A 19,279-nucleotide genomic window follows, 5' to 3' on the forward strand; every position below is an offset into this window, starting at 1 on the left:
CTTACGCTTTCTTGGGCTTGTAGGTGGTGTCCTCTGCGATACGCGCGGACTTGCCGCGGCGCGAGCGCAGGTAATACAGCTTGGCGCGGCGGACGCGGCCACGGCGAACCACCTCGATGCTGTCGATGTTGGTCGAATAGAGCGGGAACATACGCTCCACGCCTTCGCCGAACGAAATCTTGCGCACGGTGAACGAGCCGGCGATGCCTTCGCCGTTCTTGCGGCTGATGCAGACGCCCTCGAAGGCCTGAACGCGGGTGCGCGTGCCTTCGGTCACCTTGAAGCCGACGCGAATGGTGTCGCCGGCCTTGAAATCGGGAATGATCTTGCCAAGCTCGGCAATCTGTTCCGCTTCGATCTGAGCGATAATATCCATCGCTGAACTCCTGGTTTGCTTGCGGTTTTTGTCCGCAAAGTGTTTCGCGCCCCGAGAGCTGGTGGCCCTTGACCGGATCCCCCTGAGCCGATGCCCAGAAGTCCGCCCCAGATCGGATCGTCATTATCTGTGCTGCCTGCGGCGCGGCTGGCCCGGATGCTAGGATCATCCGGCAAGGCGCACGCCATAGGGCACCCGACTCGGCCAAGCCAAGACGGGGTGCGCGGGCAATACGGCAGATACGCGGGCAATGCAAGGGTGCGGCGGGGCAGACGGGCGAAACGGCCAAATCTCTTCGCTTACTCGCCGGGCCGTTTCCTGGCCGCCTCATACCGCTGCCACATATCGGGCCGCCGCTCTTGCGTGATGCGCTCGGCCTCGGCCTGGCGCCATTTGGCGATGGCGCCGTGATTGCCCGAGGTCAGCACATCGGGGATCACGCGGCCCTGCCATTCGGCGGGGCGGGTGTATTGCGGATGCTCCAGAAGGCCGCTGGAGTGGCTTTCCTCCACGGCGCTCGCCTCGTTACCAAGGATACCGGGGCGCAGGCGCAGCGCGGCGTCGATCATCGCCTGCGCGGCGATATCGCCGCCGGTCAGCACGAAATCCCCCAAGGAGACCTCGATCGCGCCGTAATGCGCGATCACGCGCTCGTCCAGACCCTCGAACCGCCCGCAAATCAGCGTCATCCCCGGCCCCGCCGCCAGATCGCGCGCCATCTGCTGGTCAAAGCGGCGACCTCGCGGGCTGAGATAGATCAACGGGCTGCCTGGCGCGGCGCTGGCCTGCGCGGCCTCGATGGCGGCGCCCATGACATCTGCGCGCAGCACCATGCCCGCGCCGCCCCCTGCGGGCGTGTCGTCGACATTGCGGTGCTTGCCGATGCCGTGTTCGCGCAGATCATGCGTCTCCAGCTCCCACAGACCGTCCTGCAAGGCGCGGCCCGTCAGGCTCTCGCCCAGGATGCCGGGGAAGGCCTGCGGCATCAGCGTGATCACCTGCACGCGCCACGCGCGGGCCAGCCTTTGCGGGCCGGACATCAGATCGCGCGGCGCTGCGCTTAGCGTCACGGATTTGCGGCCATGGGACCGATCGGGTGGCGTGGTCTGGTTCGACATGCGCAGGCCATAGCCCGGCGCCCGCAAGTTTGGCAAGCGGCGACGACCGAGCGTGGCACCAACCGCGTCAGGCCGCCCCGCGGCAAAGAGTGGCGCGGGGCGCTGCTACCGTCGGTATAGTGGGTTGAGGGGCCACCTTCCTTGGCGCGTCAGGCCAAGGCAATGACGCCGAAAAGCACCAGAAGGAACAATACGAGGGCGACGATGATCAATAGTTTCGCACCCGATAGCGCGAGGCCCGAAAGGCGGTTGAACCCCAGAAGGGCGGCGATGGCGGCGATAGCCAGTAGAATGAGGATCCATTCCAGCATGAGACAATCCTTTCGATAGGCGGGCGGGCCATGCGGCCCATGGCTCACAAACCCGCCTGCGCCTGCGATGGTTCCCGTGCCAAACGCGCTCTCATGCGTCCGGAAAAAGCCCCTCGGGTGGATCGGCCACGATACGGCCCCCGGCCAGATCGACCGTCGGCACAGAGACTTGGGTGAAGGGCAGCAGCACCGTTTCAGGCGCGCCGGGCCGCGCGATCTCCAAAAGGTCCGACGCGCCGTGGTTCAGCACCGTCCTGACCTCGCCCAAAAGCGCGCCGCCGGTGTCATACACCGAAAGGCCAACCAGATCTGCGTGATAGTATTCGTCATCGGGCAGGCTGGGCAGGGCGGCCCGCGCGATCATCAGGCGCTTGCCGCGCAGGGCATCCGCTTGCTCCTTGGTGCGGATGTCTGACAGGCGCGCGGTAAAGCCACCCTTGGTCTGGCCGGTCAGCGTGACGGTATGGGCCGCGCCATCCTCCAGCGTCAGAGGCCCGTACGCGGCGATATCTTCGGGCACGGCGGCAAAGCTCTTAAGCCGCACCTCGCCGCGCACCCCGAAAGAGCCGGCAATCGCGCCGATGCAGATCATGTCGCCATCGGCGCCCTTAATGTCGTCGCTCATCGCGTTTCTCCTTCGCAAAGGCCGCGCCGCACTTCGCCGCCCGCGGCGGCGCAATCCAGCGCGTGTTGATATTTGGCATAGCCCCAGCCCGCGGCAAAGAGGAGCGCCCAGAAAATCGGTTTGCGCAGCACCGCGTCAGCGCCGCAGCGGAGCGGGCGCGCCTGTGCGCTCTTCCCACCCGGCGGTCTCAAGTTCGGGGGTCAGGCTGTCGGCCTCGGGCCAGCCGATGCAGAGATAGGCGACCAGATCCCAGCCGTCGGGCACATCCAGATCGCGCGCCAGACGGGCGGGGTCGAGGATGGACACCCACCCGACGCCGAGACCTTGCGCCCGCGCGGCCAGCCAGTAGTGACAGATCGCACCGACGACCGAATAGCGCCGCATCTCGGGCATGGTGCCGGCGCCGAGGCCCGCGCCCTTGTCCGTCTCCTCGTCGCAATAGATGGCGAGCTGCACCGGCGCGTCGCGCATCCCCGACAGCTTGAGCGTGCCGTAGATCTGTGCGCGCTCGCCCTCGTACCCGGCCAACGCGCGGGCATTCGCGGCCTCGAAATTGGCGCAGGCGGCGGAGCGGGCCGTATCGCTGACGACCTCGACGATGCGCCAAGGCTCGCTCAGGCCCACGGATGGGGCCATTGAAAACGCGTCGAGGCAGCGCGTTAGCACTGCCTCGTCCACGGGATCCGTGCGAAAGCGGCGCACATCGCGCCGCCAGCGCATCAGATCGGCCAGCCGTGCCTGAAAGTCCGGTGTGAACGTAGACATTCCAGCGCGCTCCCGACTGGTTTTGAGCCGAGTTTACTCTTCGGCGGCGGCCTCTTCGGTCGCCTCTGCGGCGGGCGCTTCCTCGGCGGGGGCGTTCTTGGCCTCCTCGAGGGCGGCGGCCTTGGCGGCGCGCTCTTCGGCGCGGTCCTGTGCTTTCTTGCCGGGGACGGCTTTCTTCATGTTGGCGCGTTCGGTCTTGGGGCGTGCGCCGGCGGCTTCGAGCATGCGCGCGACACGGTCGGTCGGCTGCGCGCCCTTCTCGATCCACGCCTGAATGCGCTCGATGTCCATCTTCACACGGTCTTCGCTGTCTTTCGGCAGAAGCGGGTTATAGGTGCCCAGCTTCTCGATGAAGCGGCCGTCGCGCGGCATGCGGCTGTCGGCGGCGACGATGGAATAGTGGGGGCGCTTCTTGCTGCCACCGCGGGCGAGGCGAATTTTCATGGCCATGGGGTAGTCTCCTTGGGGTTTTGAGAGTGGATTGGGTTACGATTGGTGTTGTTTGTGGTGCTGAATGACTTCAGCGATGATGAAGTTCAGGAACTTCTTGGCGAATTCCGGGTCCAGATCGGCCTGATGCGCCAAATCCTCCAGACGTGCGATCTGCGCGGCTTCGCGCGCGGGATCGGACGGGGGAAGGTCATGCTCGGCCTTGAGGCGGCCGACGGATTGGGTGTGCTTGAACCGCTCGCCCAATGTGTAGACAAGGATCGCGTCCAGCCTGTCGATGCTGTCGCGGTGATCCTTGAGAAGCTGTGCGGCTTTTGCGGCATCGGCACTCATGCGCGCGCCTCCTTGTGGCCGGCGCCCAGGCCAAGATCGGCGGGCGCGGGGTGGCGGTATATCAGCGTGCCACCCCAATCGGGCAAATCGGGCAGAGGCGCGCCGCTGTCCAAAGTGCATCCCAGACGCTCGGCCAAGGCGATGGAGGGCGCGTTCGCCGGGTCAATATAGCTGACCACGGTGTACCAGCCCATATCCGCATAAAGGTGCTCCCGCACGGCGATCGCAGCCTCCTTGGCGTAGCCGCGCCCCTCATGAGCGGGATCCCAAAGACCCCAACCCAGTTCCGGCTCGGGATAACCCTCGGCGTTAAAAACGCCGACCTCGCCGATGGCCTGATCCGAGCCCTTGAGGCAAATGGCGAAAAGCCCGGTGCCGCGCACGACCCATTCGCCGATAAAGCGGCAGGTCTGAACCCAGGCATCATGCGCGCTGTAGGGGCCGCCCATGTACTTGGCGCGGTCCGAGGCCATGAATGCCGTGCAAGCCTCCACGTCCTGCGGGCCGATGGCGCGCAGGGTCAGACGCTTGGTCGTCAGCACCGGGGTATCTGCCAGATGCGGGGTCATCCGCGCCCCTCCTTTGCGCCCGCGGCGGCGAGGCCCAGCTCGGCGGGGGAGGGGTGGCGGTAAATCATGTCCTCGCCCATGTAGGGGTTGGTGTAGGTCCGCTCGTAGCGCGCGCCCATCCGCTCGGCCAGCGCGATCGAGCGGGCATTGCCGGGCACGATATGCGAGCCGAGGCTGTCCAGCCCCAGATCGGTGTATGCCCATTCGCGCGCGCGAATGGCTGCTTCGTAGGCGATGCCGCGCCCTTCGAAGCCGTCGAAGACGACATAGCCCAGCTCAGGCTCCGGCCAGCCCTCGGGGGCCCAGATGCCGACAAGGCCGCAAGGCAGGCTGGATGCCTTGTCCTCGATGATGAAATAGCCGTAGCCGCGCAGCGCCCAATGGCCCAGATTCATCGCGAACCAGCGCCAGGCGCGGCTGCGATTGGGCTCGGTGCCGAAACCTTCGGATCGGGTGGGATCCATCAGGAACGCGATTGTGGGCTCGATGTCCTGCTCGGCAGGGCCGCGCAGGATCAGGCGCTCGGTCTCAAGGCGGGGGATAGCGTTCAGCATGGGTCCACTCGCAGCGTATTGGGGGCGTGAGAGTCAGAGGCCAGATGCCTCCGGAGGGAGTATTTTTGGAACAATGAAAGCATGATCACTTCTTTTTGCCGAAACCCGACAGACCCGAGGGAAGACCGCCACCGCCGCCCATGCCGCCGAAGCCGCCGGGCATACCGCCGCCCATCTTCTTGGCCGCCGCCTCGAGCGCCTTGGGGTCCATGCCCTGCAATTCTTCGGGGCTGGGGCCGCCGCCCTTGCCGAACATGCCCTTCATGGCCTGTTTCAGCATGCCGCCCTTGCCCATCTTCTTCATCATGTCCGCCATCTGGCGGTGCATTTTCAGCAGCTGGTTGAGCTGGCTGACCTCAAGGCCCGCGCCCTTGGCGATGCGTTTCTTGCGGCTGGCCTGCAGGATCTGCGGATTGGCGCGCTCTTTCTTGGTCATCGACTGGATGAGGGCGATCTGGCGCGCGATGATCTTGTCATCGAAGCCCGCCTCTTGCACCTGTTTGGCCATCTTGCCCATGCCGGGCATCATGCCCATGACCGACTCCATGCCGCCCATCTTTTGCATCTGCTCCAGCTGCATGCGCAGGTCGTTCATGTTGAACTGACCCTTCTGGAAGCGCTTCATCATGCGCTCGGCCTGCTCGGCCTCCATCGTGGCCTGCGCCTTCTCGACGAGGCTGACGATATCGCCCATGCCAAGGATGCGGCCCGCGATCCGCTCGGCCTCGAAGGTCTCGATCGCGTCCATCTTCTCGCCCAGGCCGACGAAGCGGATGGGCTTGCCCGTGACCGCGCGCATCGAGAGCGCGGCGCCGCCACGCCCGTCGCCGTCCATGCGGGTCAGGACCACGCCGGTCACGCCGATCTTGTCGTCGAACTCGGTCGCGACGTTGACCGCGTCCTGACCCGTCAGGCCATCGACCACCAGCAGCGTCTCGCGCGGGTTTGCCACGTCGCGCACAGCGGCGGCCTGCGCGATCAACTCGGCGTCGATATGAAGGCGCCCTGCGGTGTCGAGCATGTAGACGTCATAGCCGCCGAGGCTGGCCTGCGTCTTGGCCCGCTTGGCGATCTGCACGGGGTCTTCGCCCGGCACGATAGCGAGCGTATCGACGCCGATCTGCTTGCCCAGAATGGCCAGCTGTTCCATCGCGGCGGGGCGATTGACGTCAAGCGAGGCCATCAGCACGCGCTTGCCCTCGCGCTCGGTCAGGCGCTTGGCCAGCTTGGCGGTGGTCGTCGTCTTGCCTGAACCCTGCAGGCCGACCATCAGGATGGGCGCGGGCGCGTTGTCGATCTTGAGCGCGCCGGGATCGCCCTCGCCGCGCAGCGTGTCGATCAGCGCGTCGTGCACGATCTTGATGACCTGCTGGCCCGGCGTGATGGATTTCAGCACCGACTGGCCGGTCGCCTGGTCCTGCACCTTTTTCACAAAGTCGCGCGCCACGGGCAGCGACACGTCCGCCTCCAGCAGGGCGACGCGCACTTCGCGCAGGGCGGTTTTCACGTCCTCTTCGCTGAGCGCGCCTTGCTTGGTCAGGCGGTCGAAGACACCTGAGAGGCGTTCGGATAGATTTTCAAACATCTCTTATCGCTCCTGCCGCAAGCACGTGCCAAACCAGTTTTGCCCCCGTGGGCGCAGACGCGCTGACGGAGGGCGATCCCGGCATGGGCCAAGGGACCGGAAGACAGGGACGCTTCCGGAGAATTGACGGGCTTTTAGAGGCGGCGCGCGGCCGAGTCAAGCCGGGCAGGGCCGAGGCGCACGCCATCCCGATTGCTCTTGAAGTGAGGGGCGCCATTGCGGTTGATGGTAGAGTGACCCGGCAAAGAGGCTGCCATGGACAACTGGGACGAGATCAGGACGGCCTACCACGTGGCCCGTGCGGGCACCGTCAGCGGCGCGGCGGAGGCGTTGGGCGTGCATCATGCCACCGTCATCCGCCATATCGACGCGCTCGAGGCGCGGCTGGGCGTAAGGCTCTTTCAAAGGCATGCGCGCGGCTACACCCCGACCGAGGCGGGCGCTGATCTGCTGAGCGTTGCGCAGGAGGCCGACCACCGCTTTGCCCAGTTGGCGGGCCGGATCAAGGGGCATGGCGGTGATGTCAGCGGGGATCTGGTGGTTACGTCTTTGGCGGCTTTCAACCATTTCCTACTGCCCGCGCTGGCCGACTTTCAGGCAGAGCATCCCGAGGTGGCGTTGCGATATCTGACCGGGGACCGGCTGTTTCGACTCGAATACGGCGAAGCGCATGTGGCCGTCCGTGCGGGCGCCGCGCCCGACCAGCCGGACAATGTGGTTCAGCCGTTCTTCGACCAGCAGGTGGGGCTCTATGCGGCGCGCGCCTACATCGCGCGTTACGGGCAGCCGGACGGGACCGAGGCGCTGGCCGGGCACCGCATGGTCGGCGCCGCCGATCTGGACAGCCGCGCGCCCCACGCGCGTTGGATGACCGCGGAGATCCCTGTGGCCAGCGTAGTCCTGCGCAGCGATGACGTGCACGCCCAATGGGCCGCGATCGAGGCGGGCATCGGTATCGGCTTCATGCCCTGCCTGCGTGCGGATTCCCTGCCCGATCTCGTGTGCATCGCCCCGCCGCGCAGGGAATGGGCTGCACCGCTCTGGCTCTTGAGCCACATGGACTTGCACCGCACGGCCAAGGTTCAGGCGCTGACTGCGTTCCTCAAGGCGCGCGTGCCGGGCTGGACCGGCGCGTGAGCGATGCGTGGCGCGGCCATCTGGCGATGTTGGCCTTTTCCGGGCTGATCGCGGGCTCGTTCGCGATGGGCTCATTGGCGGCGCCGCATATCGCTCCGGCGGCGATGAACGCGATGCGTTTTTCCATGGCGGCGGTGGTGCTGGGCATCTGGACCTGTCTGCGCATCGGCGTCACCCGCCGCGATGTTGAGGCGCCGTGGCGCTATCTTTTGCTGGGCGGTCTGCTGAGTTGCTATTTCGTACTGATGTTCGAGGCGCTCAAGACGGCGCCTGCAGTGTCCCTGTCGGCGGTGTTCACCCTGTCGCCCATCCTTTCGGGCATCGCCGGTTACCTGCTGCTGCGCCAAGTCATGACGCCGCGCATGGGCGCCGCGCTGGCCGTCGGCGCGGCAGGCGCCCTTTGGGTGATCTTTCGCGCTGATCTGCACACGCTTCTGCAATTTCGCATGGGCGCTGGCGAGGCGTTGTTTTTCTGGGGTTGCACGGCGCACGCAATCTACACGCCGCTGGTGCGGCGGCTGAACCGGGGGCAATCGGCAACGGTCATGTCCTTCGGTACGATCGCGGCGGCGGCGCTGATCATGACGGGGCTGGGCGCACAGGATCTTGCGGCGATGGCCTGGGGTGAGGTGCCGCTGATCGTCTGGATCACACTGGCCTATATCACGGTCTTTGCAACCGCGCTGACCATCGTGCTTTTGCAATACGCGTCCCTGAAGCTGCCCAGCGCCAAGGTAATGGCCTATACCTACCTTTTGCCAACTTGGGTGATCGGCTGGCAGGCGGCGTTAAGCCAGCCGTTGCCGCCCGCGCTGGTCCTTGTGGGGGTGGCGTTGACCATCACGGCCCTTGTGATGCTGCTCAAGAATGAGGAGGCGCCGGCGCGCTGACTGCCCGCCGACAGGGTCGGGTCGGAACCATTTTGTCCCGCTTGGCGTTTGAACCCCAACGTAAATGCAAAGAGGGACATAAAATGCGTAATATTATCTATCTCGTCGGCCTCGTCGTCATCGTTCTGGCCATCGTCAGCTTCGTATTGTGATATAAAATTTTCGTGGGGTTGATCGCATTACCGGTCAGCCCCGCGTTTCTACCCACGCCGCACGCTAGTCCTGATTCTGGGTGTCCACATCCGGCTCGGCTCCAAGCTCCGTCGCCAAAAAGATCTCGAACGCGTCCAAGTCGACAGGTTCGAATTGACCGAACCCCTGCATCCAGATTGACGCATCCCGCAGCCCACCCGGCTCCAGCTTGCACCATTTGACGCGGCCGCGCCGCTCTTGACTGATCAAGCCGGCACGTCCCAAAATACCCAGATGCTTGGAAATTGCCGCAAGGCTCATATCGAATGGCTCGGCGACGTCCGTCACGGCCATATCGTCTTCCAGCAACATGGACAGTATTGCGCGCCGGGTCGGATCGGCCAGTGCCGCGAAGGTCAGATCCAGTGATGCGGTCATGCAATCCCCATGTGAGTTGCGCCAGATCAAATGCGGTACTGACGCAGGCAGGCACTATCGCGGCAGTTGCACTTCAATACGAAAGGAATTCGCATGTTCAAGACCATCATGGTCCCCGTCGATCTGGTTCACAAGGACAAGCAGCAAAAGGCGCTGGCCGTCGCCGGTGAAATGGCCAAGGCCCATGGCGCGACGGTTCATGTCGTCAGCGTGGGCGGCGAATTGCCGAGCACGCTTGGCCACAACCCAGGCGAATTCGGCAAGACGCTTGCGGATTTCACCGCGTCCCTGCGCGAGCAATACGGCGCCGAGGTCGAGGCGCATCCCGTGCAATCCACCGATCCTGCGGTCGATACCACGCGCAAGCTGATGCAAGCGATCGACGATATCGGAGCAGACCTCGTCATCATGGCCTCGCATCAGCCCGGCGTGATGGAGCATATCTTCAGTTCCCACGGCGGCTATATCGCGCAGCACGCCAAATGTTCGGTCTTCGTGATCCGCTAGGTGTCGGCGCGCGGCGCCCAAGCTGTCGCGCGCCTTTCTCAACCGAAAGGTTGAATGAGCTTTGCACACCCAAATTGTCGGCCTTTGCACCGAGCTTGCCTCAGCATTGCTTTCATTGTTCCAAAAATACTCAATCTGAACAGTACCTTGATGGGATCTGACTGTCGCTTGACTCGGCGCCCCCTGCCGCATAGCAATGCGCCAAACGTCCGCATGCAGGGGCTTGCCCAGTGACTGACCCCGACCGTCGCGCCCGACTTCGCGATCTCGAGGCCCGGATCGACGCGCTCAAGGCGCCGAGAGAGGTCAAGCCGCACACGGATGAGCACTATTCGCAGGCACAACATGCCTGGCGGATGGTCATAGAACTCGTTTCCGGTCTCTTGATCGGTTTCGGCATCGGATATGGGCTGGACAGCCTGTTGGGCACGCTGCCCATCTTTCTGGTGATCTTTACGCTCTTGGGCCTCGCGGCCGGGATCAAGGTGATGATCCGCAGCGCGCAAGAGATCCAGAGCAAACAGCAGGCCGATCAGGCCAAGACACAAATGGCCGAGACAGGCCAAGACGAGAGGGCGAAAGATGGCGACTGAAGCAGCATCCGGCGAAGCAACCGGTCTGGTCTTCCACCCGATGGACCAGTTCATCATCGCGCCGCTTTTCGGTGATGGACCCGTCGGTTTGTTTACCGTCACCAATCTCACGCTGTGGATGGCGATCACGATCCTCGCCACCATGGGGCTTTTGGTTCTCGGCTCGTCCAGCCGCCAGTCGATTCCGACGCGCATGCAATCGGTGGCCGAACTGGCTTACGGCTTCATCCGCAAGATGGTCGAAGATGTCGCGGGCCGCGACGCTCTGCCGTATTTCCCCTACATCATGACGATCTTCATGTTCGTCGTCATGGCCAACTTCGTCGGCCTCATTCCTGGCTCGTTCACCTCGACCAGCCACATCGGCGTGACCGCCGTTCTGGCGCTTCTGGTCTTCGTGTCAGTGACCGTGATCGGCTTCGTCAAGCATGGCGCAGGCTTCCTCGGGCTCTTCTGGATCAGCGCCGCGCCGCTGCCGCTGCGCCCGATCCTGGCGCTGATCGAAGTCATTTCCTACTTCGTGCGTCCCGTCAGCCACTCCATTCGTCTGGCGGGCAACATGATGGCCGGCCACGCCGTCATCAAAGTGTTCGCGGCCTTTGCCCCGATGATCATCATCTCGACGGGCATTGGCCTTGCCGTGACGCCGCTCTCGATCCTCGCGATCTCGGCGATCTACGCGCTCGAAGTGCTGGTCTGCTTCATTCAGGCCTACGTCTTTACCATTCTGACCTGCGTGTACCTCAAGGATGCGCTGCACCCGGCGCACTGATCCGCAGGCTGAAATACCGGCAGGGTGATCCTGCCGGACCGAACGACCGAAATACCGCAAATTCCACAGTAAGGAGACATCTCATGGAAGGCGATATCGCAACAATGGGCGCATACATCGGCGCAGGTCTGGCATCCGTCGGCATGGGCGGCGCAGCCGTCGGTGTGGGCAATGTTGTCGGCAACTTCCTGTCGGGCGCCCTGCGCAACCCCTCGGCCGCCGCTGGCCAGACGGCCACCATGTTCATCGGCATCGCATTCGCCGAAGCACTGGGGATCTTCTCGTTCCTCGTCGCGCTTCTGCTGATGTTCGCCGTCTAAGAACACCCGGTAGACTGATCCTTACGGGATGGGTGAAGGGCATCGTGCCCTTCACCCTCTCTTACAGACAGGCTCCTGAGAAAGGACACTACGAATGGCTACCGAGACCGCCGCTGCAACAGCCAGCCAGTGCGTCAACTCCTATGGCGGAGCAATCGGCCTGCCGCAGTTGTGCCCTGACTGGATCGGCAATCAGATCTTCTGGTTGCTCGTTACCCTCGTCATCATTTTCTTTGTGCTGTCGCGCGTCGCATTGCCGCGCATCGCAGCCGTTCTGGCCGAGCGCCAGGGCACCATCACCAATGACATTGCCGCCGCCGAAGACCTGAAGGTCAAGGCGAGCGAAGCAGAGGCCGCCTATGAGAAGGCGCTGGCCGACGCGCGCAGCAATGCAAACGACATTATTGCCGAAACCAAGGCAGGCATCAAAGCCGACCTCGACCAGGCGATGGCAAAGGCTGATGCCGAAATCGCGGCCAAGACCGCCGAGGGCGAAAAGGCCATCGACGAGATCCGCGCCAATGCGCTGGAATCCGTAAAGCTTGTTGCCAAGGATACCGCCAAGGAAATCGTCGCGGCGATGGGCGGTAAGGCCGATGCCAAGACCGTCGACGCCGCCGTCGCCTCGCAGATGAAAGGTTGATCCCATGCGCATGATTGCATCGCTGATCGCGCTCTTTGCCGCCAGCCCCGCCCTGGCCGCATCAGGCCCGTTCTTCTCGCTGTCGAACAGCAACTTCGTCGTGATGATTGCGTTCATCCTCTTTCTTGCGGTGCTTGCCTATCTGAAGGTGCCCGGCAAGATTGGCGAGATGCTTGACAAGCGCGCGGATGGCATCAAATCCGAGCTGGACGAGGCCCGCGCCCTGCGCGAAGAGGCGCAAGCGCTGCTGGCTACATATGAGCGCCAGCAAAAGGACGTGCAGGCCCAGGCCGACCGGATCGTGGCTCAGGCCAAAACGGAAGCGACCGAAGCGTCGGAGCAGGCCCGCGAAGACCTCAAGAAATCCATCGCCCGCCGCATGCAGGCCGCCGAAGACCGCATCGCTTCTGCCGAGGCGGATGCAGTACGCGAAGTGCGCGACCAGGCGGCCACCATCGCGATCGCCGCCGCGCGCGAGGTTATCGCAAAACAGATGAGCGCCGCCGAAGCGAACAAGCTGATCGACGATGGCATTGAGACGGTAAGTGCCAAGCTGCACTAGCCAGGCTATGGAAGAATTAATGAAAACCCGGTGCCTTACAGGCGCCGGGTTTTTGCGTTTCGGGCCAAAACTCTTTCCTGAGTTTTGCCAAGAAAATTTGAATTTTCTTGGCACCTGGCCACAACATAGACCGTAAAAATGAAAGGGGGCCGTTGGTTCGGCCCCTCGATCATTCTGCTCGCGTCGCTTCCGTCTGCCTGTGGTCTTAACTCTTTGGTGGGGTGATCCGCTGCCCCACCAACAGCGCCGCGCTTCGCGTCAGCGCTTGGCTGTCCACGCGGCCCGTCGCCGTGATCAGATTGTTTGGCACTGTCATGCCCTCCGCAGCCGGCTCTTCCGCGGCTTGGCTGCCCAGATTGGAAGTCGGTTGAACCGCGATCAGAGCGCCCGTGATGCCCAGAAACCCGAGCGACAAGAACGCCGCACGGATCATATGACCCACCTTCCAGCGCATGTCGCGGTCTTGGCAGCGGCGTGGCATCGGGACGGGCTCTCCGGCGCAAGGGTCAAACTGTGATAAAACATCCAGATTTGGATGGTGGCGCAAGATATAGGCGCAAAGCCGCGAATCGGTCAACATGCTATGCGCCGGTTTTGCGGTCTCGAAAGCGCGCAGAAAGCCGTGCAGCGCAAAAAGAGACTCGTTTTCGGGTATTTAGCCCAAGAAAAAAATTTACGCTGCGTCAGCCATTTTCGCGCATGACATGCCCGGCCAGATAGAGCGAGCCGCAGATCAGGATCCGAGCCTCGGGATCTTCCGCCGTGATCCTCGCCAGGGCTGCGCGCAGATCCGGCGCGACATGCGCGGTCAGGCCTGCCGCCTCCGCGGCGGCGGCGGTGACTTCGGCGGGCAAAGTGTTCGCCTCTCCGGGAATCGACAGCGCGGTGAGGCTGCTCGCCTCGGTTGCCAGCGGGCGCAGGTAGCCGCCGATATCCTTGGTATTGAGCATGCCGCAGATCAGGTGCGTCGGGCGGGGCGGCAGGCTGGCCAAGTGGCGCCCCAGCGCCTGCCCGGCGGACGCATTATGGCCGCCATCCAGCCACAGCTCGGCGCGTGGGGCGGCCTCGGCCAGTGCGCCGCGGTCGAGGCGCTGCATGCGGGCGGGCCATTCGGCGCGCGTGACGGCAGCTTCGGTGGCAAGATCGCCTTTGGCGAGATGCCGCAGGGCGGCGATGGCGGCGCCCGCGTTTTCTATCTGATGCGCGCCGGGCAGGTTGGGCAGGGGCAGGTCCAAGAGGCCGCTCTCGTCCTGGTAGATCATGCGGCCTCGCTCGGCGCTGACATGCCAGTGCTGGCCGTGGGCGATGACGGGCGCGCCGTGACGCGCCGCGACCTCCTCGATCACGTCCAGCGCCTCATCCGCTTGCGGGCCGACGATGCAGGGCACGCCGCGTTTGATGATACCCGCTTTTTCGAACGCGATCTTGGCCAGCGTATTCCCCAGATATTGCTCGTGGTCGATGCTGACCGGGGTGATAATGGTGAGCGCGGGCCGCGCCACCACATTCGTCGCGTCCAGCCGCCCGCCAAGGCCCACTTCGAGCAGGGTGTAATCGGCGGGTGTGCGCGCCATCGCAAGAAGCGCGGCACAGGTCGTGATCTCGAAATAGGTGATCGGATCGCTGCCATTGGCGGTATAGCACTCGTCCAGAACTGTGCTCAGCGCGTCCTCGGTGATGAGGCTCCCGGCAAGTCGGATCCGCTCGTGAAACCGGGCGAGATGGGGCGAGGTATAGGCATGGACGCGGCTGCTCTCCGCCTCCAGCCCCGCGCGGATCATGGCCTGCGTGCTGCCCTTCCCATTGGTCCCGGCGATGTGGATCACCGGGGGCAGGTCATTCTGCGGATTGCCCAAAGCCTCCAGCAACCGCCAGACGCGGTCGAGCGTGAGATCGATGATCTTGGGGTGAAGCGCCATCATCCTCTCGAGAATGATGTCCGATCCTGCGCCGCTCATTTCTTGGTCGTCGCCTCGGGCGCGGGGGCGGCCTTGGCGTCGGCAGCGCGTTTGGCTGTCGCCTCGGCACCCTGCGGCTCGGCCTCCTCCAAAGTCGGGGCGGGCAGATCGCCAGCGATAACCGGCGGCAGACCCAGGAGCATGCGGGTGATGGTGATCAGCTCTTCGCGCATTTGCGGGCGGGGCGTGACGCGGTCCAGCATGCCGTGATCCAGCAAATATTCGGCGCGCTGGAAGCCCTCGGGAAGCTTCTCGCGGATCGTCTGCTCGATCACGCGGGGCCCGGCAAAGCAGATGAGCGCGTTCGGCTCGGCGATCTGAACGTCACCCAGCATTGCGTAGGAGGCAGTGACGCCGCCGGTCGTGGGATGCGTGAGCACCACGATATAGGGCAGGCCCGCTTCCTTGAGCATCTGGATCGCGACCGTCGTGCGCGGCATCTGCATGAGGGACAAGATCCCCTCCTGCATGCGGGCGCCGCCCGCGGCGGAGAAGAGGATCAGCGGGCGCTTCAGCTTCACCGCCTGCTCGGCTGCGGCGATGATCGCGTTGCCGACATACATGCCCATGGACCCGGCCATGAACGAGAAGTCCTGCGCGGCGGCGACGATTGGCGTGCGCCCGATTTCGCCGGTGGCGACCAGCATCGCCTCTTTTTCGCCCGTGGATTTCTGCGCGGCCTTCAGCCGGTCGGGATACCGCTTCTGATCGCGGAAATGTAGCGGGTCGGGTTTGGGTGCAGGCACCGCGACCTCGGTGAAGGTGCCGCCATCGAACAATGCCTCGAACCGTGCGCGCGGCGCGATATTCATGTGGTGGCCGCAATTGGTGCAGACATTCAGGTTCTGGCTCATCTCGCGGTGGAACAGCATCGAGCCGCACTCATCGCATTTGGTCCACAGATTCTCGGGCATCTCGCGGCGCGAGAAGATCGAGTTGATGCGCGGGCGCATGTAATTCGTGATCCAGTTCATGTGGCCTGCCTGTTTGTCGCGGTTCGCCCTGATTTAAGCCCGGGCGCGCGGAATTGCAATCAGACGCGCAGGGCCAGCCGCGCTGCCAGATACGAGCAGAGCAGGATGCCCAGATCCATCGGCATCCATTGCAGCATAAGTGCCGTGTCGTCGGGTCCGAACGGGTAGGTGGCCAGTGCCAGCCCGTCGAAATACCCCGTCGGAGCGCTGATGGCGATGGCGGCAAAGTTGTTGCCGAAGTGTAGCGCGATGGCCGGCCCCAATGTGCCGCAACGCGCGGTCAGGTCTGCTGCGGCGATACCAAAAAGCGCCGCCCAGACGACGATGACCCATGCCGCATTTCCCATGATGCCGGGCTGGAAATGCAGCATTCCAAAGAGAAGCGCGGGCAGCACCAGCCAAACGGCCGGGTGACGCACCCGTGCGGCCAGCTGGCTTTGCAGATAGCCGCGAAAGACCACCTCTTCGGCGCCGGTCTGGATCAAGAGGCCCAACAGCGTCAACGGCAACAGGGCCAGCCAACGCGACGGATCCAGCCCCGGCGTCAGCGGGATGGGGTCGATCAGTTGCACCAGCGACGCGGCCACATAGACGCCCAGCATGTAGAGCAGGACGCGCCCACCTTGGCGCAGTGCCAGGGCAGGGCGGCCGATTACGCTGCGCAGCCCGCGCTTGTGGATGAGTGGCAGCACGAGGGCCAGCGCCATGATCAACAGTCCGAAGGCGTAGAGATTCACGAGCGCGCCCAGGGGCGTTGTGGCTTGCTCGATTCCGAGCCCGTCTTCGCCCCAAGCCTCGATCGGTATGAACTGCGTGATCAAAAAGCCGTAGATCAGCGACAGCGCCAGAAAGACGGCCGTAATCAGCACAATACCGACCATGAGCCGCCAGAGGGCGGCACTGCGGCGCGCGGGTTCGACAAGGGGAGCGTAACCGGGATATCGCATGGCGCGACGCTATCCCCGCCGGTGGCCGTGCGCAATCGCCATCCCGCCGCACCCGCGCGCTTGCGCCAAAGGGGCCGCTCGCCTATTCCTCGGGCAGCATTTTTTACAGCACCGGTTTCGCGAGGCCCCCATGACCAAGTTCGACAAGTCCAAACTGCCCAGCCGCTATGTCACCGAAGGCCCGTCCAAGGCGCCGCACCGGTCCTACATGTATGCGATGGGCCTGAGCGAGGAAGAGATTCACCAGCCTCTCGTCGGCGTTGCTACCTGCTGGAACGAGGCCGCGCCGTGCAACATCGCGCTCAGCCGTCAGGCGCAAGCGGTGAAGATGGGCGTGAAAGCCGGAAGCGGCACGCCGCGCGAATTCACCACGATCACCGTCACCGACGGCATCGCGATGGGCCATGAGGGCATGCGCTCGTCGCTGGCCTCGCGCGAGGCGATTGCCGACACGGTCGAGCTGACAATGCGCGGCCACGCCTATGACGCCATCGTGGGCCTTGCAGGCTGTGACAAGTCGCTGCCGGGCATGATGATGGCGATGGTGCGTCTCAACACGCCCTCGGTCTTCATCTATGGCGGCTCGATTCTGCCGGGGCGCGCGCCGCAAGTGGACGAGATCCCCGAGGATTTCCGCACCCGCGACCTGACCGTCCAGGACATGTTCGAGGCCGTTGGTCGCCACCAGAACGGCACCATGTCCGATGCGGCGCTCGACATGCTCGAGCGCGTAGCCTGCCCCAGTGCAGGCGCTTGCGGTGGCCAGTTCACTGCCAATACGATGGCCTGCGTTTCCGAGGCGATCGGCCTTGCACTGATGAACAGCTCGGGCATGCCTGCGCCTTACGAGAGCCGCGATCAATATGGCGAGGCGTCGGGCCGCGCCGTGATGAACCTGATCGAGAAGAACATCCGCGCGCGAGATGTCGTGACGCTGCAATCGTTGCAGAATGCGGCGCGCGTCGTGGCCTGCACGGGTGGCTCGACGAATGCGGGCCTGCACCTGCCGGCGATTGCGCATGAGGCGGGCATCGATTTCTTCCTCGAGGATGTCTGCGACATCTTCCGCGACACGCCCTATTTCGTCGATCTCAAGCCGGGCGGCGCACATGTGGCCAAGGATCTCTATGATGTGGGTGGCATTCCCGTGGTGATGAAGGAGCTTCGCAAGGCTGGCCTTATCCACGAGGATTGCATCACCGCGTCGGGCCGCAGCATCGGTGAAGAGCTCGACCTGATCAGCCGCGAGGCGGATGGCAAGGTGATTTATCCCATCGAGACCCCCATCACCAAGACCGGCGGCGTCGTCGGCCTCAAGGGCAATCTGGCGCCCGAGGGTGCCATCGTGAAGGTCGCGGGCATACCTGCCGAGGGGCAGGTCTTCACCGGACCCGCCCGAGTGTTCGAGTCCGAAGAGGAAGCGTTCGAGGCCGTGCAGAAGCGCGGGTATGAGGAAGGCGAAGTAATCGTCATCCGCAACGAAGGCCCCGCTGGCGGGCCGGGCATGCGTGAGATGCTGGCGACCACGGCGGCCCTCTCCGGTCAGGGCATGGGCAAGAAGGTCGCGCTGATCACCGATGGCCGTTTTTCCGGCGCGACGCGTGGCTTCTGCGTCGGCCATGTCGGCCCCGAGAGCGCCTATGGCGGCCCCATCGCCCTGCTGAAAAACGGCGACATGATCACCATCGACGCCGTGGAGGGCGCGCTGACGGTTGATCTGAGCGACGAGGAACTGGCCAAGCGCAAGGAAGGCTGGGCCGGCCCGCGCGAGACGATGTATGCCTCTGGGGCGATCTGGAAATTCGCGCAGCTTGTCGGACCGACCTACAAGGGCGCGGTCACCCATCCCGGCGCCGAGGCCGAGCGTCACATCTACATGGATATCTAAGGGCCTTGCGCCGGTTATCGGGCGCCCTTCGGATCGTTGAGGCCTCTGCAATGATCCTTCCCCTTGCCGCCTGTCTGGGCGGCGAGGGCATGGCGCGCATGATCCCCGAGAGCGAAACGCGCGATGCCCCGCCGCGGCGCATAGCGCTTTTCGGTGGCGATGTGGTGGCGGCCAGCCCGGCGGGCTATTGCCTCGATCCGGGCAGCGTCCAGACGGGGCGCGGCAGTGCCTTTGTCCTGATGGCCGATTGCGCCCATCTGGGCCAGCCGCAGATGACCGCCGTGGCCCCCGCTATTGTGACCGTATCGGTCCTCGCGCGGGACGGGCGCGCCCAGCAGCCCAGCGCGCGCCGCCTGGCCGCCGCGTGGGACGAGGCGGGTGTGACCCGGCAGATCGACGGCGACGGCATATCGCTGATCCAGCTGGCGCGCGGCGGCGAGGATCTGATGCCCGGCGTCGATCCGGGCCATTGGCGGGCGGCGATGCTGGTCAACGGTCATGTCGTGGCGCTGGCCGCCTATGGCGAGCCAAGCAGTGGTGTCTCGGGCAAGGTCGGGCATGATCTTCTTGTCGCGGCAAGCGAGGCAATGCGCGAGGCCAGCCCGCAGCGCATGGCCCTACCGCCGCCATCGCCGCGCCCGGTCAGTGCCGTCACCCCCGCGCCCGGAAATCCCGGGCAGGCTGTGGCCACGGACCGCGCCGCGCCCGTGAAGGTCGCCCGTCCCGAAAAAAGCCCAGGGCGCGGCCTGAAATCCATGCTGTCGGGATTGTTTCGCAATCCGGCTTAATCTTATAGAAGGTATGGGTGAGGCAGGATAACGAACCTCACGGG

The 19,279-nt window shown here is 64.4% G+C and carries 25 protein-coding genes; 10 read left to right on the forward strand and 15 right to left on the reverse strand.

Annotated features, from left to right (window positions below; all coding sequences use genetic code 11):
- Nucleotide 1 precedes the first annotated feature (1 nt).
- From rplS to ffh, 10 genes are all read right to left on the reverse strand, one after another.
- Nucleotides 2-376 (reverse strand): 50S ribosomal protein L19, encoded by a 375-nt coding sequence (gene rplS / locus BW975_RS03170; protein ID WP_076530897.1) that lies wholly within the window; start codon nt 374-376, stop codon nt 2-4.
- 299 nt (nt 377-675) lie between these two features.
- Nucleotides 676-1,494 (reverse strand): tRNA (guanosine(37)-N1)-methyltransferase TrmD, encoded by an 819-nt coding sequence (trmD, locus tag BW975_RS03175; RefSeq protein ID WP_076530899.1) that lies wholly within the window; start codon nt 1,492-1,494, stop codon nt 676-678.
- Nucleotides 1,495-1,643: 149 nt separating this feature from the next.
- Entirely contained in the window at nt 1,644-1,805 is a 162-nt protein-coding gene (locus BW975_RS03180; RefSeq protein ID WP_076530900.1) for a DUF1328 family protein, read from the reverse strand.
- Nucleotides 1,806-1,896: 91 nt separating this feature from the next.
- Entirely contained in the window at nt 1,897-2,430 is a 534-nt protein-coding gene (rimM, locus tag BW975_RS03185) for a ribosome maturation factor RimM (protein ID WP_076530902.1), read from the reverse strand.
- Nucleotides 2,431-2,565: 135 nt separating this feature from the next.
- Nucleotides 2,566-3,195 (reverse strand): 5,6-dimethylbenzimidazole synthase, encoded by a 630-nt coding sequence (bluB, locus tag BW975_RS03190; RefSeq protein ID WP_076530904.1) that lies wholly within the window; start codon nt 3,193-3,195, stop codon nt 2,566-2,568.
- Between the two features lie 33 nt (nt 3,196-3,228).
- Complete coding sequence (gene rpsP / locus BW975_RS03195; protein WP_076530906.1) at nt 3,229-3,645, reverse strand: 30S ribosomal protein S16; 417 nt, start codon at nt 3,643-3,645, stop codon at nt 3,229-3,231.
- A 36-nt stretch (nt 3,646-3,681) separates the two neighbouring features.
- Nucleotides 3,682-3,978, reverse strand: a complete 297-nt coding sequence (locus tag BW975_RS03200) for a chorismate mutase (protein ID WP_076530908.1) — start codon at nt 3,976-3,978, stop codon at nt 3,682-3,684.
- Nucleotides 3,975-4,547: a GNAT family N-acetyltransferase gene (locus tag BW975_RS03205; protein WP_076530910.1), complete on the reverse strand. Its 573-nt coding sequence runs from the start codon at nt 4,545-4,547 to the stop codon at nt 3,975-3,977. Before BW975_RS03205 ends, BW975_RS03200 begins: the two co-directional genes overlap by 4 nt.
- Nucleotides 4,544-5,101, reverse strand: coding sequence for a GNAT family N-acetyltransferase (locus tag BW975_RS03210; RefSeq protein WP_076530911.1), 558 nt, complete (start codon nt 5,099-5,101; stop codon nt 4,544-4,546). The genes BW975_RS03205 and BW975_RS03210 overlap by 4 nt, the downstream gene beginning before the upstream one ends.
- Nucleotides 5,102-5,186: 85 nt before the next feature.
- Nucleotides 5,187-6,686 (reverse strand): signal recognition particle protein, encoded by a 1,500-nt coding sequence (gene ffh / locus BW975_RS03215; protein ID WP_076530913.1) that lies wholly within the window; start codon nt 6,684-6,686, stop codon nt 5,187-5,189.
- A gap of 255 nt (nt 6,687-6,941) precedes the next feature.
- Between ffh and BW975_RS03220 the strand changes: the two genes are divergently transcribed.
- Both BW975_RS03220 and BW975_RS03225 read left to right on the forward strand, forming a co-directional pair.
- Nucleotides 6,942-7,823 (forward strand): LysR family transcriptional regulator, encoded by an 882-nt coding sequence (locus BW975_RS03220; RefSeq protein WP_076530915.1) that lies wholly within the window; start codon nt 6,942-6,944, stop codon nt 7,821-7,823.
- The gene (locus tag BW975_RS03225; RefSeq protein WP_076530917.1) at nt 7,820-8,713 is read left to right on the forward strand and encodes a DMT family transporter; all 894 of its coding nucleotides are present in this window, start codon (nt 7,820-7,822) and stop codon (nt 8,711-8,713) included. Before BW975_RS03220 ends, BW975_RS03225 begins: the two co-directional genes overlap by 4 nt.
- A 216-nt stretch (nt 8,714-8,929) precedes the next feature.
- Here the strand turns inward: BW975_RS03225 and BW975_RS03230 are convergent, their stop codons facing one another.
- On the reverse strand, nt 8,930-9,283 hold the full coding sequence (locus BW975_RS03230) for an ArsR/SmtB family transcription factor (protein ID WP_076530919.1): 354 nt from the start codon (nt 9,281-9,283) through the stop codon (nt 8,930-8,932).
- A 93-nt stretch (nt 9,284-9,376) separates the two neighbouring features.
- On the opposite strand from BW975_RS03230, the gene BW975_RS03235 reads away from it, so the two are divergent.
- The 6 genes from BW975_RS03235 (at nt 9,377) to BW975_RS03260 (ending at nt 12,680) form a co-directional block, all read left to right on the forward strand.
- The gene (locus BW975_RS03235; RefSeq protein ID WP_076530921.1) at nt 9,377-9,790 is read left to right on the forward strand and encodes a universal stress protein; all 414 of its coding nucleotides are present in this window, start codon (nt 9,377-9,379) and stop codon (nt 9,788-9,790) included.
- 230 nt (nt 9,791-10,020) lie between these two features.
- The gene (locus BW975_RS03240) at nt 10,021-10,383 is read left to right on the forward strand and encodes an AtpZ/AtpI family protein (protein ID WP_076530922.1); all 363 of its coding nucleotides are present in this window, start codon (nt 10,021-10,023) and stop codon (nt 10,381-10,383) included.
- Nucleotides 10,373-11,155: a F0F1 ATP synthase subunit A gene (locus BW975_RS03245; RefSeq protein ID WP_076530924.1), complete on the forward strand. Its 783-nt coding sequence runs from the start codon at nt 10,373-10,375 to the stop codon at nt 11,153-11,155. The genes BW975_RS03240 and BW975_RS03245 overlap by 11 nt, the downstream gene beginning before the upstream one ends.
- 83 nt (nt 11,156-11,238) lie before the next feature.
- Nucleotides 11,239-11,475 (forward strand): F0F1 ATP synthase subunit C, encoded by a 237-nt coding sequence (locus BW975_RS03250; protein ID WP_076530926.1) that lies wholly within the window; start codon nt 11,239-11,241, stop codon nt 11,473-11,475.
- 94 nt (nt 11,476-11,569) lie between these two features.
- Nucleotides 11,570-12,118 carry a F0F1 ATP synthase subunit B' gene (locus tag BW975_RS03255; protein ID WP_076530928.1) on the forward strand — a complete coding sequence of 183 codons (549 nt, stop codon included), beginning with the start codon at nt 11,570-11,572 and terminating at the stop codon, nt 12,116-12,118.
- 4 nt (nt 12,119-12,122) lie between these two features.
- On the forward strand, nt 12,123-12,680 hold the full coding sequence (locus tag BW975_RS03260) for a F0F1 ATP synthase subunit B (RefSeq protein ID WP_076530930.1): 558 nt from the start codon (nt 12,123-12,125) through the stop codon (nt 12,678-12,680).
- 205 nt (nt 12,681-12,885) lie between these two features.
- Here BW975_RS03260 and BW975_RS03265 read toward each other — a convergent pair whose 3' ends face one another.
- The 4 genes from BW975_RS03265 to BW975_RS03280 form a co-directional block, all read right to left on the reverse strand.
- Nucleotides 12,886-13,161, reverse strand: coding sequence for a hypothetical protein (locus BW975_RS03265; RefSeq protein ID WP_139329164.1), 276 nt, complete (start codon nt 13,159-13,161; stop codon nt 12,886-12,888).
- 202 nt (nt 13,162-13,363) lie between these two features.
- Nucleotides 13,364-14,638, reverse strand: coding sequence for a bifunctional folylpolyglutamate synthase/dihydrofolate synthase (locus tag BW975_RS03270; protein WP_076530933.1), 1,275 nt, complete (start codon nt 14,636-14,638; stop codon nt 13,364-13,366).
- Nucleotides 14,635-15,612 carry an acetyl-CoA carboxylase, carboxyltransferase subunit beta gene (accD, locus tag BW975_RS03275; RefSeq protein WP_076530935.1) on the reverse strand — a complete coding sequence of 326 codons (978 nt, stop codon included), beginning with the start codon at nt 15,610-15,612 and terminating at the stop codon, nt 14,635-14,637. The genes BW975_RS03270 and accD overlap by 4 nt, the downstream gene beginning before the upstream one ends.
- Nucleotides 15,613-15,671: 59 nt before the next feature.
- Nucleotides 15,672-16,559, reverse strand: coding sequence for a CPBP family intramembrane glutamic endopeptidase (locus tag BW975_RS03280; protein WP_076530937.1), 888 nt, complete (start codon nt 16,557-16,559; stop codon nt 15,672-15,674).
- 130 nt (nt 16,560-16,689) lie between these two features.
- On the opposite strand from BW975_RS03280, the gene ilvD reads away from it, so the two are divergent.
- Together ilvD and BW975_RS03290 are read left to right on the forward strand one after the other, a co-directional pair.
- Nucleotides 16,690-18,447 (forward strand): dihydroxy-acid dehydratase, encoded by a 1,758-nt coding sequence (gene ilvD / locus BW975_RS03285; RefSeq protein WP_076530939.1) that lies wholly within the window; start codon nt 16,690-16,692, stop codon nt 18,445-18,447.
- 50 nt (nt 18,448-18,497) lie between these two features.
- A complete protein-coding gene (locus BW975_RS03290) occupies nt 18,498-19,235 on the forward strand; it encodes a hypothetical protein (RefSeq protein WP_076530941.1) in 738 nt (245 codons plus the stop codon).
- The last annotated feature ends 44 nt before the right edge of the window (nt 19,236-19,279 follow it).

The organism is Roseovarius nanhaiticus (assembly GCF_900156535.1).
In the GTDB taxonomy this organism is placed as follows: domain Bacteria; phylum Pseudomonadota; class Alphaproteobacteria; order Rhodobacterales; family Rhodobacteraceae; genus Roseovarius; species Roseovarius nanhaiticus.